At 59.7% G+C, this 14,852-nt stretch carries 15 protein-coding genes; 11 read left to right on the forward strand and 4 right to left on the reverse strand.

The window, feature by feature from the left end:
• Nucleotides 1-51: 51 nt before the first annotated feature.
• Nucleotides 52-1,209 carry an acyl-CoA dehydrogenase family protein gene (locus QNI11_RS25920; protein WP_088652424.1) on the forward strand — a complete coding sequence of 386 codons (1,158 nt, stop codon included), beginning with the start codon at nt 52-54 and terminating at the stop codon, nt 1,207-1,209.
• Between the two features lie 21 nt (nt 1,210-1,230).
• On the opposite strand, the gene QNI11_RS25925 is transcribed toward QNI11_RS25920, so the two are convergent.
• On the reverse strand, nt 1,231-2,397 hold the full coding sequence (locus QNI11_RS25925; protein ID WP_088652423.1) for a CaiB/BaiF CoA-transferase family protein: 1,167 nt from the start codon (nt 2,395-2,397) through the stop codon (nt 1,231-1,233).
• Nucleotides 2,398-2,430: 33 nt separating this feature from the next.
• The gene (locus tag QNI11_RS25930; protein ID WP_088652422.1) at nt 2,431-3,576 is read right to left on the reverse strand and encodes a CaiB/BaiF CoA-transferase family protein; all 1,146 of its coding nucleotides are present in this window, start codon (nt 3,574-3,576) and stop codon (nt 2,431-2,433) included.
• A 104-nt stretch (nt 3,577-3,680) separates the two neighbouring features.
• Here QNI11_RS25930 and QNI11_RS25935 point away from each other — a divergent pair, with 104 nt between their 5' ends.
• The 10 genes from QNI11_RS25935 to QNI11_RS25980 all read left to right on the forward strand — a co-directional run bounded on the left by QNI11_RS25935 (nt 3,681) and on the right by QNI11_RS25980 (nt 12,791).
• On the forward strand, nt 3,681-4,058 hold the full coding sequence (locus QNI11_RS25935; RefSeq protein ID WP_088652421.1) for a Zn-ribbon domain-containing OB-fold protein: 378 nt from the start codon (nt 3,681-3,683) through the stop codon (nt 4,056-4,058).
• Nucleotides 4,059-4,061: 3 nt separating this feature from the next.
• On the forward strand, nt 4,062-5,213 hold the full coding sequence (locus QNI11_RS25940; protein WP_088652420.1) for a thiolase: 1,152 nt from the start codon (nt 4,062-4,064) through the stop codon (nt 5,211-5,213).
• Nucleotides 5,214-5,236: 23 nt separating this feature from the next.
• On the forward strand, nt 5,237-6,094 hold the full coding sequence (locus tag QNI11_RS25945) for a MaoC/PaaZ C-terminal domain-containing protein (RefSeq protein WP_198963345.1): 858 nt from the start codon (nt 5,237-5,239) through the stop codon (nt 6,092-6,094).
• 10 nt (nt 6,095-6,104) lie between these two features.
• Nucleotides 6,105-7,241 (forward strand): CaiB/BaiF CoA-transferase family protein, encoded by a 1,137-nt coding sequence (locus QNI11_RS25950; protein ID WP_283984028.1) that lies wholly within the window; start codon nt 6,105-6,107, stop codon nt 7,239-7,241.
• A gap of 63 nt (nt 7,242-7,304) precedes the next feature.
• Entirely contained in the window at nt 7,305-8,024 is a 720-nt protein-coding gene (locus QNI11_RS25955; RefSeq protein WP_088652417.1) for a transglutaminase family protein, read from the forward strand.
• Nucleotides 8,021-8,470: a MaoC family dehydratase gene (locus tag QNI11_RS25960; RefSeq protein ID WP_088652416.1), complete on the forward strand. Its 450-nt coding sequence runs from the start codon at nt 8,021-8,023 to the stop codon at nt 8,468-8,470. Before QNI11_RS25955 ends, QNI11_RS25960 begins: the two co-directional genes overlap by 4 nt.
• Nucleotides 8,457-9,581, forward strand: a complete 1,125-nt coding sequence (locus tag QNI11_RS25965; RefSeq protein ID WP_088652415.1) for an acyl-CoA dehydrogenase family protein — start codon at nt 8,457-8,459, stop codon at nt 9,579-9,581. Before QNI11_RS25960 ends, QNI11_RS25965 begins: the two co-directional genes overlap by 14 nt.
• Nucleotides 9,578-10,729 carry an acyl-CoA dehydrogenase family protein gene (locus QNI11_RS25970; RefSeq protein WP_088652414.1) on the forward strand — a complete coding sequence of 384 codons (1,152 nt, stop codon included), beginning with the start codon at nt 9,578-9,580 and terminating at the stop codon, nt 10,727-10,729. Before QNI11_RS25965 ends, QNI11_RS25970 begins: the two co-directional genes overlap by 4 nt.
• A gap of 28 nt (nt 10,730-10,757) precedes the next feature.
• Nucleotides 10,758-11,567 (forward strand): enoyl-CoA hydratase/isomerase family protein, encoded by an 810-nt coding sequence (locus QNI11_RS25975; protein WP_088652413.1) that lies wholly within the window; start codon nt 10,758-10,760, stop codon nt 11,565-11,567.
• Between the two features lie 27 nt (nt 11,568-11,594).
• Entirely contained in the window at nt 11,595-12,791 is a 1,197-nt protein-coding gene (locus QNI11_RS25980) for a phenylacetate--CoA ligase family protein (RefSeq protein WP_233152299.1), read from the forward strand.
• A gap of 71 nt (nt 12,792-12,862) precedes the next feature.
• Here QNI11_RS25980 and QNI11_RS25985 read toward each other — a convergent pair whose 3' ends face one another.
• Both QNI11_RS25985 and QNI11_RS25990 read right to left on the reverse strand, forming a co-directional pair.
• Nucleotides 12,863-13,828: a nitronate monooxygenase family protein gene (locus QNI11_RS25985; RefSeq protein WP_088652411.1), complete on the reverse strand. Its 966-nt coding sequence runs from the start codon at nt 13,826-13,828 to the stop codon at nt 12,863-12,865.
• 197 nt (nt 13,829-14,025) lie between these two features.
• Nucleotides 14,026-14,783, reverse strand: a protein-coding gene (locus QNI11_RS25990; protein ID WP_283984001.1) for an IS5 family transposase whose coding sequence is annotated in 2 segments (ribosomal slippage) — nt 14,026-14,462 and nt 14,462-14,783 — 759 coding nt in all. Because the reading frame shifts where the segments join, the coding sequence is not laid out codon by codon here.
• Between the last annotated feature and the right edge of the window lie 69 nt (nt 14,784-14,852).

Consider the following 14,852-nt stretch of genomic DNA (forward strand, 5'->3'; position numbering starts at 1 on the left):
AAACACTTGTTAGATTTTTTCAATGCAAGCATGACTCGATAGGAATAAAACATGTCTCTGATCAAGAACTCCCCGAGTTGGGCAGTGGATGAACACAAGATGTTCGCCGATAGTACACGCAGGCTTTTCGATGCAGAGATGGCTCCGAAGATTGAAAAATGGGCGGAGCAGGGAATTGTTGACCGCGACTTCTGGAAAACAGTCGGTCAGCAGGGTGTCATGGGTGGCTCGATTGCCGAAGAATATGGTGGGTTCGGTGGCGGCATCGGGTTCGACGCGATTACCGTCTACGAGCAGGGGCGCACCGGTGATACGGGTTGGGGCTATGGGATCCAGTCCATCGTAATCCATTATCTCAACGCATATGGCAGTGAGGAACAGAAGAAAAAGTGGTTGCCGAAACTGGTCATCGGCGACAGCGTTGCGGCGATTGCCATGACCGAGCCTGGAACGGGCTCTGACCTCCAGAACGTACAAACCTATGCGGAAAAGGATGGCAACCACTACAAGATCAACGGTTCGAAGATCTTTATCACAAACGGGCACACGGCGGATCTCGTTGTTATCGTGGCAAAGACCGACCGCAACGCCGGCGCTAAGGGCGTTTCGTTGATCGTTCTGGAAACCGAGGGCGCCGAGGGCTTTCGCCGGGGACGGAACCTGAAGAAACTGGGTATGAAAGGTTCGGATACTGCTGAGCTGTTCTTCGAGGATGTGCGCGTGCCTACGGCGAACCTGCTTGGTCCGGAAGAGGGGCAGGGGTTCTACCAGCTGATGAAGCAGCTGCCTTGGGAGCGGCTGATGATCGGCATTACCGCCCTCGGTTTTATTGATTTTGCGATCGATGAAACGGTGAAATATGTTCAGGACCGCAAGGCATTTGGAAGCCGGATCATGGACTTCCAGAATACACGCTTCAAACTGGCGGAATGCAAAACCAAGGCCGAATTGCTACGTTCCTTCGTAAATGACGGGCTCGCGCGTCTTGAAGCGGGCGAACTTGATGCGGCCACGGCTTCGATGGCGAAGTGGTGGGGCAGCCAGACGCAGAACGAGGTCATGCATGAATGCCTGCAACTGCACGGCGGTTACGGTTTCATGATGGAATACCCCATCGCGCGTCTTTATGCCGACAGCCGGGTCCAGATGATCTATGGCGGCACCAACGAGATCATGAAGGAACTGATCGCGCGTTCGCTGGATGTTTGATCCGTCCGGTGCCGGGTGGGGCTATTCCCTACCCGGCACCAGAATCTCGTCGCTGTGTTCCCCAAGTCGCGGGGCCGGGCGATGATCATGCCGCGCCGGTGTTGCCGAGAATCGTATCGGCGGGCGTGTCGTCCAGATCGGTCCTTCGGATGGGTGATCAATCCGTTGGAAGAAGCCGGTCGCGGCAAGATGGGGATCGTTCGGCAAATCTGACAGGTTGCGCACCGGCATGGCGGGTATGTCTGCCTGCTCCATCAGGGCAAGCCAGTCATCCGTGGTCCGGGTCAGCGCAATCTGCGCCACCATATCGTATACCGCGCCGATGTTGCGGCTTCGGGCATCCATGTCAGTGACCCAGACATGGTCGATCATGTCGTCGCGCCCGACCGCCTGAAAGAACCGCGCCCATTGCACGTTGGTGTAGGGCAGAATGGTGATATAGCCATCTACCGTCTGAACCGGACGCCTGTGCGGAACCAGCATGCGGGCATAGCCGAAATCCTGCGGAGCCTCTTCAAAGGTGGCACCATCCATATGTTCGATCAACAGGAAGGCGGCCAGCGTTTCAAACATCGGAACCTCGACATGCTGGGCTTCTCCAGTGCGCTCGCGGTGGAACAGAGCACCCATCACGGCATAGGCAGCAGTGACCCCGCCAAGCTTATCGGCGAGAATTGTCGGGGCATAAGCGGGCGGTGCCTCGGGGTCGCGCAAGGTAGCCAAGCTGGCCAATCCCGACACCGACTGGACGGAATCGTCGAATGCAGGCTTGGCGGCATAGGGCCCGTCCTGCCCGAAACCGGTGGCGGATACCGTGATCAGGTTCGGGTTTTTCTGGCGTAGGGATTCGGGATCCAAACCCAATCTGGCAAGCGCCGCAGGCCGGATGCTCGAAATCATCACATCGGCATCGATGAGCAGTTTGCGCAACTGATCGCGACCGGTTTGTGTTTTGAGGTCGAGTACGACACTGCGCTTGTTACGGTTGGTCCCCAGAAAAGCGGCCCCCATCAGCTTGTTGCGCGATGGCTGGACCTGGCGAAGAAGATCGCCCTCGGGGCCTTCCACCTTGATCACATCGGCCCCCAGATCGCCCAGCATCTGCGTCGCCAAAGGTCCGAAAACTACAGAAGTCAGATCGACGATCTTCACGCCTTGAAGGATCGCCGGTTTGTTCTCAGCGGTCATTTGGTTGTCCACCGTTTTAGTTGTCCACCGTTTTCATGAAAGGGGCCCGAATTCGGCGCGTATGGCTTCACCTTCCGCATCGAAGGCCGGGCAGGGGCCCAGTGCCGTTTCGCCGAGGCTGCGCCGGATCGGGGGTGTCGGGACGTTGATCTCGCCCGAGGGTGTGCCTATCACGGATCGGTCAAGCTGCGGGTGATCGGACAGGGACGCCACGTCGTTCACCGCGCCGGAGGCAATGCCCGCAGCGTCAAGGCGCTTCAGCATCTCGGTGCGATCATGCGAGGCGAACACGGCCTTGATGAGCTCTTCGAGCGCGGGTTTGTTTTCAATTCGTGACGTGTTGTCGTGAAAACGGGGGTCGGTTGCCAGCGCCGCGTCGCCCAGTATGTGTTCACAGAACCGTTGCCATTCGCCGTTGTGTTGCACGGTAATGACGACAAGCTGGCCGTCTTTGCACTGATAGGCCCCGTAGGGACAGATGACCGTGTGGTTCAGCCCGACACGCGGTGTAGGCTTGCCAAGGTAATCGTGATACAGCAGCGGTACCGACATCCAGTCGGCCATCACATCGAACATTGCTACGGAAACGCCGCTGCCCTTGCCGGTGCGATCACGCCCGACAAGTGCTTCGCAGATTCCAGCATGGGCTGTCATACCGGTGGCGATATCGCAGACCGACACGCCCACCCGTCCTGGTCCGTCGGGTGTACCGGTCACTGATGCCAGACCGCTTTCGCATTGCACAAGAAGGTCGTAGGCCTTGGCGTTGCGCATCGGGCCGTCTTCGCCATATCCGGTGATGTCGCAGGTCACCAGGCGCGGGAACCTCTTTCGCAGACTTGTGGAATCGAGCCCGAGCTTGGCCAGCGCGCCCGGCAGGAGGTTCTGAATAAACACATCCGCGTTTTCCAGAATCCTGAGCAGGATTTCCCGGTCCTCGTCGGCTTTAATGTCCAGCGCCACCGATTCCTTTCCTCGGTTAAGCCATGTGAAATAGGCGCTTTCGCCGTTGGCGGCGGTATCGTAGGCGCGGGCGAAATCGCCGGCTCCCTTGCGTTCGATCTTGATCACGCGCGCGCCGGCATCGGCCAGCCGCGAGGAGCAAAAAGGCGCGGCGACTGCCTGTTCCAACGCAACGACGAGTTTGCCGGAAAGGGGGGCTAAGTCTGAACCTGGCATGAGTTTCTCGCAAATGATCTTGAATGGTTGACTAAATCTAACAATTGTTAGAAACATAATCAATACGGTTGGACGAAGACTGGATCGCTTGAAGGAGAACGCTGGTGCAGGACGCCATAGGACCAGACCAATTTTTCCAACGCGCGCTGGCAGAGGGAGAGATCCTGCTGCCAAAGTGCGACGACTGCGGGGCCTATCACTTTTTCCCGAGAGTCTTGTGTCCCCATTGTCATGGCAGCGCGATTTCTTGGATGAAGGCGAGGGGCAAGGGACGGGTCCACACCACAACGGTCGTGCGCCGAAAACCCGAACGGGGCGGTGACTACAACGTATGTGTCGTCGAGCTGGACGAGGGTGTCCGGATGATGAGCCGGGTCGAGGGCATCGCCCCGGGTGAGGTCGCTATCGACATGCCTGTAACCGCTTTCGTGGGCGAGGCCGAGGGCGCTCCGGCCGTGCTTTTCAAGCCGTCGGAGAGATAAGCCATGACCATTGAACTTCGGGGGAAATCCGCCATCGTGGGAACTGGTCATGCCGGTTTCGGAGAAGCCCATGGCCTGACGGCCTATGATGTCATGGCGCAATCTGCGCTTGCGGCGCTTGGCGATGCCGGGCTGAAACTGTCCGACGTCGACGGGCTGTTTTGCACCATGATGGAAGACAGCATGCCGGCGCTTATGGCGGCGGAGTATCTGGGCATCCAGCCCCGTTTCATTGATGGCACGATGTCGGGCGGTTCGTCCTTCGTAAACTACCTGACGTCCGCGACCATGGCGCTGGACGCCGGTCTGTGTGATGTCGCGCTGATTGTTTATGGCTCCAACCAGCGCACCGCGTCGGGCAGACTGGTGACCGCTTCACGTCCGCCGGCCTACGAGGCGCCGTATAATCCGCGCTATCCGATCTCGGCCTATGCGATGGCGGCGGCGCGGCACATGCATGAATATGGCACCACCCGCGAACAGCTGGCCGACGTGGCCGTCGCCGCGCGGGCCTGGGCGCAGCGCAACCCCGAAGCGTTCGAGCGCGGCCCGCTGACCCGCGAGGACGTGCTGGGTGCGCGCATGGTGGGCGATCCATTGACCGTGCGCGACTGTTGTCTTGTCACCGACGGTGGCGGCGCGATCGTAATGGTCCGCGCGGACCGCGCCCGGGATTTCCCGAAGGCGCCTGTCTATGTGCTGGGCAGTGCGGCGGAGAGCTCGCACCGGCAGATTTCCCAGATGAAGGATTTCACCGTGACCGCGGCCCGCGACTCGGGCGCGCGCGCCTTTGCGGCGGCCGGAGTGACCCCTGCGGACATACAGGCGGTCGAGCTCTATGATGCCTTCACCATCAACACGATTTTGTTTCTCGAAGATCTTGGGTTCTGCGCGAAGGGCGAGGGAGGGGCCTTTGTCGAGGGCGGACGCATCGCGCCTGGCGGCGTCTTGCCGGTGAACACGAATGGCGGCGGCCTGTCCTGCGTGCACCCCGGGATGTACGGAATCTTCACAGTGATTGAGGCTGCGCGTCAGATCCGTGGCGACGCGCCGGGCATTCAATTGAAAGATGTCGACCTGGCGCTGGCGCATGGCAATGGTGGTGTGCTGTCCAGTCAGGTCACGGCCATACTTGGATCGCAAAACACGCTCTGACGGCAACTAAGGGAGGAAAGTAAATGCCATTGGATTTCGATGCACTGTTGAACTGGGACTTTGAGGAAATCGAACAGACGCTGACCGAGCGGGATACCATCCTGTATGCACTCGGCCTTGGGTTCGGCGAGGATCCGACCGACAAAAAGGAGCTGGCCTATGTCTATGAGGACGGGCTCAAGGCAGTTCCCTCGATGGCGGTCATTTTGGGGTATCCCGGCTTCTGGCTGCGCGATCCCAAGACCGGCGTAAACTGGCAAAAAGTGCTGCACGGAGAACAGTGGCTCGACATCTACAAGCCGCTGCCGACACATGGCCGGATTGTCGGCCGCAGCAAGATCGACTTCATCGCCGACAAGGGCGAGGGCAAGGGAGCCGTCATTTACCAAAGCCGTGATATTATCGACGCGGACAGCAGTGAAAAACTGGCACGCGTGGCGATGTCGGCTTTCTGTCGCGGTGATGGGGGGTTTGGCGGTGAAAACCAGGCGGGTCCGGCACCCGCAGTGCTGCCTGATCGGGCGCCTGATCATGTATGTGATATCGATACCCTGCCGCGCCAAGCCCTTATTTATCGTCTCAGCGGTGATTTCAATCCGCTTCATGCTGACCCGGATGTTGCCCGTTCTGTCGGGTTTGACCGCCCGATCCTGCATGGTCTGGCGACCTATGGGCTGGCGGCCCGAGCGATTCTCAAGACGTTGCTTGACTATGATGCGGCCCGGCTTGTCGGTCTGGATGTTCGGTTCTCGGCGCCGGTCTATCCCGGCGAAACCGTGCGGTTCGAAATCTGGGAAGAGGACGGCGAGGCCCGGTTCCGGGCGTCGATCCCGGCACGCGATGTGGTTGTTCTGAACAACGGCGCGGCACGCTTCGCCTGAGGTAGTGAAGATGGCTCAACCGCTCAAGGATATCCTGGTGCTGGATTTCAGCACACTTCTTCCCGGTCCGATGGCGACGCTCATGCTGTCCGAGGTCGGGGCCGAAGTAATCAAGTTCGAACGGCCCGGAGTCGGCGAGGACGCGCGCCACACGGAGCCCAAGATCGACGGAGAGAGCATCGGATTTGCCGTGTTGAACCACGGCAAGCGATCGGTTGCCATCGACCTCAAGTCGAGGGGTGCAGTGGAATGGCTGCGCCCCTTGATCGAGAAGGCCGATGTTCTGGTAGAGCAGTTCCGTCCCGGCGTGATGGACCGGCTCGGGCTTGGTTATGATGCTCTGCGCGAGATCAATCCCGGTCTCATCTATTGTTCGATCACCGGCTATGGCCAGACCGGACCAAAGGCCAGCGCAGCCGGCCACGACCTCAACTACGTCGGTGATACGGGTATCCTGTCGCTCAGTTGCGGACCGGATGACCAGCCAACGGCACCGTTCGGACTGGTCGCCGATATCGGAGGCGGAACCTATCCTGCAGTGATGAATATCCTGCTGGCCCTGATTGCGCGGCAGGCAAGCGGGCAGGGGACGCATCTGGATATCGCAATGTCCGAGGGGGCGTTCGCCTTTGCCTATTGGGCCCATGCCGAAGGTGTGATTGCCGGGCAGAACATTAAAAACGGTAGCAGCCGCCTGACGGGTGGCCTGGCCCGGTATAGGCTTTATACGGCTGCGGACGGGCGTCAGATCGCCGTCGGCGCGTTGGAAGAAAAGTTCTGGCAGTCGTTCTGCGATGTCATTGGTTTGCCGGTGGCACTTCGCGATGACTGGTCCGATCCCGATGCCAGTGCCGCGGAGGTTGCGCGTCGTCTGAGGAAACACCCCTCGACCCATTGGGAGCCTCTGCTGGCTGCGGCCGATTGCTGCTGTTCGGTCGTGAAAACGCCCGCCGAGGCGGCGCGCGACCCGCATTTCAAAGCGCGTGACGTGTTCGGGCGGACCGTAAAAATCTCTGACCGGAACACGCCCGCTTTGCCGCTGCCAATTGCGCCGGAGTTCCGTTCTTCGGGAAATTCGGTCGGAGTTGCAGCCACCTTGGGCAAAGACAATGCGCGTTATGGCGTGGACCAACCGATGACAGAGTAAATCCCGTTGACGGGCAGGTTTCGAATCGGTAATCTAACACTTGTTAGAAAATGGGAGGGGCCAATGGACAAGTCTGACGATGACCTGCCGACTGATGCTGAGCGTTATGTCATGCCATCGCGCTTTGTGGAAAGCGATAGCTTGGAAGTGCAGGGTTTCGTGACATCGGCTTTGCGTGATCTTCCTTTGGACGCAACCAATCGAGACAAGGCGGTCCGCCTGTTCGAAGCGGTGCGCGACGATATTCGCTATGATCCCTATTGTTTCGCGCTGGATGAGGACTCTTACCGTGCCAGCCGTATCGCTGGGGCGGAAGCGGCGTTTTGCGTTCCCAAGGCAATTCTGCTGGCGGCTTGTCTGCGTGCTGTGGGTATCCCAGCCGCACTGGGGTTCGCGGATGTGCGCAACCACCTGAATACACCCAAGTTGCAGGAGTTGATGGGGACCGATCTCTTTATCTACCACGGCTACGTTCAACTGTGGTTGGGGAATGAGGCCTACAAGGTGACACCTGCATTCAACATGGAACTGTGTGAAAGATTCGGGGTCAAACCCCTGGTCTTCGACGGCTATCACGACGCGCTCTTTCATGAGTTCGACGAACAGAATCACCGACACATGGAATATGTGAACGACCGTGGTCTCTATTTCGACGCGCCGATGGGTGAGTTCCTGGTGGCGTTCAAGGAAACCTATCCGAAGCTGGAAGAATTCAACCGCATCCGGATATCCAAGGATGCGAGCGGATACGATGACGGTTTCGCAAAGGAGGGTGCCTCTTGAGGTATCTGGAAGACTTCTCGCCGGGCCAGGTCTATCGCTTTCGCAGCGCTCCGATGAGCGCGGGTTCGATAAAGGCGTTTGCCGAGGAATGGGATCCGCAGCGGCTGCACACCGACGAAAACTATGCAACCGCCATACATGGCAGCCTGATCGCCTCGGGCTTTCAGACGATGCTGGAAGTGTTTAGGCCGGTCATGTCTGAAATGATGGTCGATGTCGCCAATATCGGTGGCATGGGCTTTGACAATCTGCGCTGGCTGCGGCCGGTGCGCCCGAACGAACCCCTTGATGTCGAACTGACGGTCAACGCGGTCACGCCGTCAAAAAGCAAGCCCGACAGAGGTGTTTTGCACTATACGCTCAGCGCCAAAAACCCTGCGGGCGAGGTCGTTTTTTCGACCGACACCCCCGTGATGATCCAGCGAAAACAAAATGACACAGACTGATATCCTTTCCAGCGAACAAGAAGACCTTCGCCTGTTGCGCGAGAGCGCGCGCACGTTGTTTGAACGGGCGGGCGGAAGTGACAGAGCCCGAAAACTTCGTGATGCCGGGGGCGGTTTCGATGCGGAGATGGTCCGGGAACTCGCCGAGGCCGGCGTTTTCGGGGTGGCGGTGCCCGAAGATCAGGGCGGGCTTGGCATGGGCCTGGCCGCTGCCGGCATCATCGCCGAAGAGGTCGGTCGCGTGATTGCCCCGGAACCGGTCGTGTTGACGATCGGTCTGAGCCTCGGTCTTCTGCGCCGCCTTTGCCCGGATCATCCGAAGGTGCCACAACTCATCAGCGGCGAAACTGTGCTGGCGGTTGCCTGGCAGGAACGCGGCCCGGGCGGAGCGCCCGCCGATGCGACCTGCCGATACGCAGACGGAAAGCTGACCGGCGCCAAGGCTTGGGTGGCCGGCGCGGCCGGATCGCAAGGGTTCCTTGTTGTGACCCAGGGAGACGATGGTCAGGTTCTGGTATTGGTCGAGGCAAACGCGGACGGGTTCGTCATCAACAAGCGTGCGCAAGCCGATGGCAGTTCCTTGGGCGAGCTTTCGTTTTCGGGAACCCCGGCCGCCGAACTGGCCAGCGGAAGAGCGGTTCAGGACGCGCTGGCCGAGGCTGTCGTCGATGCAACGGCGCTTGCCGCCGCCGAGCTTGTCGGCCTGAGCGAGCGCGCCTTCGAGATCACGCTCGATTACATCAAGACGCGGGAGCAGTTCGACAAGCCGATCGGGTCATTCCAGGTCATCCAGCACCGTGCTGTCGACCTTCACGTGATGTGCGAGGTCGCGCAGGCAGGCGTCGGCGAAGCTCTGGCGCAGATGGACGGCGAAACGGATCCGAAGATCCGCGCCCGGTTGGCCAGCCGGGCCAAGTCACGTGCGGTGACCGCGGCCAAAAAAATCACTCGTGATGCGATCCAGCTTCATGGCGCGGTCGGCTATACCGACGAATTCGATATCGGGCTCTATCTGAACCGGGCGTTGGTGCTGTCGGCCTGGTTGGGCGACGATGCCTATCACAGGCGGATATGGTTCGAGGCACGCGAAGCAGAGGGGGCCGCACAATGACCGACTGGAACGCAATGACCGATGCAGAGTTCCGCAAGGAGGTGCGCCAGTTCTTCGAGGCCGAATACCCCGAAGAGCTGCGCCATCTGCCGCACCGTCCAAAGTTCGCCGAGATCGAACACTGGCACCGCAAGCTGCACGCGAAGGGCTGGGTCGCGCCAGCATGGCCCACAGAATATGGTGGCATGGGCCTGAACGCCGCCAAGCTGCTGATTTTCTACGAAGAGCAGCAACGCTGGGGCGTCAATCGTGGCCGCGATATGGGCGTGCAGATGGTCGGCCCTCTGATCATCAAGTTCGGCACCCAGGACCAAAAAGATTACTGGCTGCCGCGTATCCTGAGTTGCGATGACATCTGGTGCCAAGGCTACTCAGAGCCGGGCGCTGGGTCCGATCTGGCGAACCTGCGCACGCGTGCAGAAATTGACGGGGACGACTTTGTCATCAACGGACAGAAGATCTGGACCACGATGGCGCATGACGCTACGCACATTTTCATGCTGGTGCGCACCGATCCGGATGCACCCAAGAAACAACAGGGCATCAGTTTCCTGCTTGCTCCGATGGATCAGCCCGGAGTCGATGTTCGCACGATCAAGACCCTCTCGGGTGAAACTGAGTTTTGTGAGGTCTTCTTTGACGATGCCCGGACGCCCCGCGAGAACCTTGTGGGCGAGCTGAACAAGGGTTGGACGATGGCCAAGGCTCTCCTGAGCTTCGAGCGCATCTTCATCGGTTCGCCAAGCCTGGCCCAGAACGCACTGGGGCAATTGGAAAGCTTTGCACGGGGCCGTGGCGCGTTTGATGATCCGGTGTTTCGCGATCGATTTGCCCAGGCGGCACTGGATGTGGAAGATCATGCCGCGCTTTATGCCCGTTTTGCAGATCAGCTCAAACGTGGCGAGACGCTGGGTGCGGATGTCTCCATGCTGAAGATTTGGGTGACTGAATGCTTCCAGCGCATCACCGAGCTGATGATCGAAGCAGCCGGACCCGATGGCGGCTCCATCGGGCCGCTCCAAGTCGGCAACGTAAGTGTCGATGTTCTGGCGAGTTTCTACAAGGCCAGACCTACCACGATCTACGGTGGATCGAACGAAATCCAAAGAAACATCCTGTCCAAGGCCGTCCTGGGACTGCCTGGCTGACTCAATACCCCACGGAGGAAATAGAACTATGTCGGATCGTTATGCAAAATACGATAAACTGAAATTTGACTACCCGGCGGATCGCGTGCTGCGCATCACGTTCGACCGGCCCGAGACGTTTAACTCGGTCGATGCCGAAACTCACACCCAGATGACGGACATGTGGATCGATATCGACCGTGACCCAGACATCAATTCGGTTATCGTGACCGGTGCGGGCAAGGCGTTTTCCGCCGGTGGCGATTTCAGCCTGATTGAAAAGATGATCGGGGACTCGCACGAGATCATGAAGACGTGGAAAGAAGCCAAGGATCTCGTCTACAACATCATCAACTGCAACAAGCCGATCATTTCCGCGATCAATGGCCCTGCGGCCGGCGCGGGCCTTGTGGTTGCCATCCTGGCCGACATCTCGATCGCCGGAAAACGGGCCAAGATTGTCGATGGTCATCCCCGCCTTGGTGTTGCCGCCGGTGACGTCGCGGCGATTATCTGGCCGCTGCTGACCTCGATGGCCAAGGCGAAATACTATCTGATGACCTGCAAGCCGGTGTCGGGCGAAGAGGCCGAGCGTATCGGTCTGGTATCAATGTGCGTCGAGGATGACGAGCTGCAGCAGATCGCGCTGGATACAGCCGTCGAACTAGCCAACGGCTCGCAAAGCGCGATTCGCTGGACCAAGTATTCGCTGAACAACTGGCTGCGCCAGGCCGGGCCGATCTTTGATGCGTCGACCGCGCTGGAGATGCTTGGCTTCATGAGCGAGGACGTCAAGGAGGGTGTGTTGTCGCACCGCGAGAAGCGCACGCCGAACTTCCGTAAGGACTGCCCGCTTTAACGCCCGATTGGACGAGGAGGCATGGAAATGTCTGATGATATCTACCGAGATATAGCGCAAGCCTATGCCGCTGCGGCCGAAAAGGCTCCTGGTCTGAAATCGCGATTCACGGCTGCCGGATTCGATCCGGCAGCCGTCACATCGGTGGCGGACCTTTCGCGCCTTCCAGTGATGAAGAAGGAAGAGCTTCTGAAAATTCAGCGCGAGAACCCGCCTTTTGGCGGGTTCCTCGCCTCGGATTTAAAGGATATCGGGCGAATCTACGTGTCCCCCGGCCCGATTTTCGAACCAGCCCTTTCGGGCGGTGGCGGCCACGGCCTTGACCTTCTGTTCAAGGCCGCAGGCGTGGGGCCGGGAGATATCATCCTGAACACCTGGATGTATCATCTGGTACCGGCTGGCCTGCTGTTCGACGAAGCGGCACAGGCCGCAGGCGCCACTGTGATCCCGGGCGGCGTCGGCAACACCGAGCTTCAGGCACAAATCATCGTCGAAACCGGCGTGACTTCGATCTGTGCTTCGACTGCGTTTTTCCTGACGCTGGCGGACAAGGTGATCGAAACCTATGGCCGCGACGCATGGAAGGTGAAAACCGCCTTTCTGGGCGGGGAAATGGGCGACTGGATGGCCAAACGCCGCCGGATCGAGGCCGATTACGGCGTGTCGACCTGGGCCGCCTATGCCACAGCCGATCTGGGCCTTGTCGCCTATGAGGATGGCGGCGACGGCTATCTGGTTCATCCCGACCGCGTGGTGCAGATCTGCGATCCGGTCAGCGGGGAACAGGTCGCCCATGGTGAACCAGGCGAGGTTGTCGTGACCGCGCGCGATGCTACGTGGCCGATGATCCGGTTCGGCACCGGCGACAGTGCCTTGGCGCTTGAGAGCAACGCGGATGGCACCGTCAGCCGGATTTCAGCGCTGCAGGGCAGGGTCGGCGCAGCGGTCAAAGTGCGCGAGATTTTCGTTTATCCGCGCGTGGTTGAAGAAGTTGTCATCGGTACGCCTGGCGCAAAAGCCGCGCAGGCCGTGGTGACACGCGAAAGTGACCGTGACATGATCCGGCTTTCGCTTGTGCTGGAAGACGGCGCCGACGCCTCAGCTGCGGAAGCGGCCGCAGCTGAGGCCTTTAAATTGCATGCCAGGATCCGTGCCGACGCGGTGAGCATTGTTGCGGAACTGCCCGAGAATGCAGAACTGATCATCAACCAAAAAGACCGCTGAGATCGCTCCTCAGGCATCTGCGATAGTGGCAGGATCAGATGGGCGGCTGGGCAACTTGCCGCCCTTTTTCGTCAGGCGCAGAGCGCATCTTTGGCGGCATGGTATTCTCGGACGAGACGGTCAACATAGTCCGCTGTCGTCGTCACCGCGCCGACCGCACCGATCCCCTGACCACTGCCCCAGATGTCACGCCAGGCCTTGGGCCGAATGTCGCCCGTCGACAGATTGAGCTTGTTGCCGACGCCGGTCAGGTTGTCCGGGTCGAGGCCGACCGCCCGGACTGACGGCTTCAGGTAATTCGCGTTCACGCCGCTGAAATGATTGGTGTAGACGATATCGTCCGCACAGCTGTCGACGATCATCTGCTTGTACTCCTCCGAAGCGACAGCCTCGGTCGTAGCGATGAAGGGCGATCCGATATATCCGAAATCGGCGCCCATGACCTGCGCCGCTAATATAGCCTGTCCGGTGGCGATAGAACCCGACAGCGCCAGCGGACCGTCGAACCATGCCCGGATTTCCTGAACCAGCGCAAAGGGTGACAAGGCCCCGGCGTGGCCGCCGGCGCCCGCGCAGACCGCGATCAGGCCGTCGGCGCCCTTATCGATCGCTTTCCGGGCGTATTTGTTGTTGATCACGTCATGCAGCACGATGCCGCCGCAATCATGTGCCGCCTGGTTCACGTCTTCGCGTGCACCCATCGAAGTGATCCAGACTGGCACCTTCCAACGGGCACATATCTCGACGTCGCGTTCGACCCGATCATTCGAGCGGTGCACGATCTGGTTGACCGCAAAGGGCGCGGCGGGCCGGTCGGGATTGGCCTGATTATGTGCATCGAGCTCTTCGGTGATGCGTTTGAGCCAGGCTTCAAGCAGGGGGGGCTCGCCGTCTTTTTCGCGTGCGTTCAAGGCGGGAAAACTGCCGATCACGCCGGCTTTGCACTGGGCGATGACAAGGTCGGGACCGGATACCAGGAACATTGGCGAGCAGATCACGGGCAGGCGCAGATGGCCGAGAAGAGTTTCGGAATACATGGTTTCGGTCTCTTTGCTGTTTCATCAGGACGTTGCGCGGAGCCGCCGTCAGCGCATCTCTGGCCAGACCGAAACACCGCGGCCTTGAGACCGCAACGGAAAAAACGGGCGGCATCTATTTAACACAAATCTGTTTTCCGGCGCTGACCTATAGCTTGTTGGCACAACCCGCCTCTAGGCTCCAGACTCGTTAATTCTCAAAGCCAGAAGATGACAGTTGCAGCGAGAGCCACGGCGGACAGAAAGACCTTCGGGCACCTGTCGTAGCGGGTCGCAACGCGGCGCCAGTCCTTTAGCCTTCCGAACATGATCTCGATACGGTTGCGCCGCTTGTAGCGGCGCTTGTCGTATTTGACGGGCTTGCCTCGGGACTTTCGGCCCGGGATGCAGGCCTTGATGCCCTTGTCCTGCAAGGCTTCACGATACCAGTCGGCGTCATAACCCCGATCGGCCAACAACCATTCTGCCCCAGGCAGGCTGCTCAGCAGGGCTGCCGCGCCGGTGTAGTCGCTGACCTGGCCGGCTGTCATGAAAAACCTGATTGGGCGGCCGTTCGTGTCCGTGACGGCATGTAACTTGGTGTTCATGCCACCCTTCGTTCGCCCAATCAGCCTGCCACGCCCCCCTTTTTCAACCGCAGGCTCGAAGCCGTGCGGTGCGCCTTGAGATAGGTGGCGTCGATCATCACTGTCTTCCGGTCGGCGCCCTCGGCAGCAAGCCCCTCCATCATCCGGGCGAAAACTCCCATGTCGCTCCAGCGCTTCCATCGGTTGTAGAGCGTCTTCGGTGGACCATACTCCGTGGGCGCATCGGACCAACGCAAGCCATTACGATTGATGAAGATTATACCGCTCAAGACCCGCCGATCGTCGACCCTCGGTTTGCCATGGCTCTTTGGAAAGAACGGTCGCAGCCGCGCCATCTGCTCGTCGCTCAGCCAGAAAAGATTGCTCATCATGCCCCCATCAGTTTGGGAGCGTGAATCACGCCGACAAGGTGGTCGCAAGCCGATTAATGGGTCCAG

It is taken from the genome of Sagittula sp. MA-2, from assembly GCF_030126985.1.
GTDB lineage: Bacteria > Pseudomonadota > Alphaproteobacteria > Rhodobacterales > Rhodobacteraceae > Sagittula.

Bases quoted from the DNA above. Each gene is read 5' to 3' on its own strand.
- QNI11_RS25920 (WP_088652424.1), top strand. From the start codon at position 52: ATGTCTCTGATCAAGAACTCCCCGAGTTGGGCAGTGGATGAACACAAG.
- QNI11_RS25925 (WP_088652423.1), bottom strand. From the start codon at position 2,397: ATGACCGCTGAGAACAAACCGGCGATCCTTCAAGGCGTGAAGATCGTC.
- QNI11_RS25930 (WP_088652422.1), bottom strand. From the start codon at position 3,576: ATGCCAGGTTCAGACTTAGCCCCCCTTTCCGGCAAACTCGTCGTTGCG.
- QNI11_RS25940 (WP_088652420.1), top strand. From the start codon at position 4,062: ATGACCATTGAACTTCGGGGGAAATCCGCCATCGTGGGAACTGGTCAT.
- QNI11_RS25945 (WP_198963345.1), top strand. From the start codon at position 5,237: ATGCCATTGGATTTCGATGCACTGTTGAACTGGGACTTTGAGGAAATC.
- QNI11_RS25950 (WP_283984028.1), top strand. From the start codon at position 6,105: ATGGCTCAACCGCTCAAGGATATCCTGGTGCTGGATTTCAGCACACTT.
- QNI11_RS25955 (WP_088652417.1), top strand. From the start codon at position 7,305: ATGGACAAGTCTGACGATGACCTGCCGACTGATGCTGAGCGTTATGTC.
- QNI11_RS25965 (WP_088652415.1), top strand. From the start codon at position 8,457: ATGACACAGACTGATATCCTTTCCAGCGAACAAGAAGACCTTCGCCTG.
- QNI11_RS25970 (WP_088652414.1), top strand. From the start codon at position 9,578: ATGACCGACTGGAACGCAATGACCGATGCAGAGTTCCGCAAGGAGGTG.
- QNI11_RS25975 (WP_088652413.1), top strand. From the start codon at position 10,758: ATGTCGGATCGTTATGCAAAATACGATAAACTGAAATTTGACTACCCG.
- QNI11_RS25980 (WP_233152299.1), top strand. From the start codon at position 11,595: ATGTCTGATGATATCTACCGAGATATAGCGCAAGCCTATGCCGCTGCG.
- QNI11_RS25985 (WP_088652411.1), bottom strand. From the start codon at position 13,828: ATGTATTCCGAAACTCTTCTCGGCCATCTGCGCCTGCCCGTGATCTGC.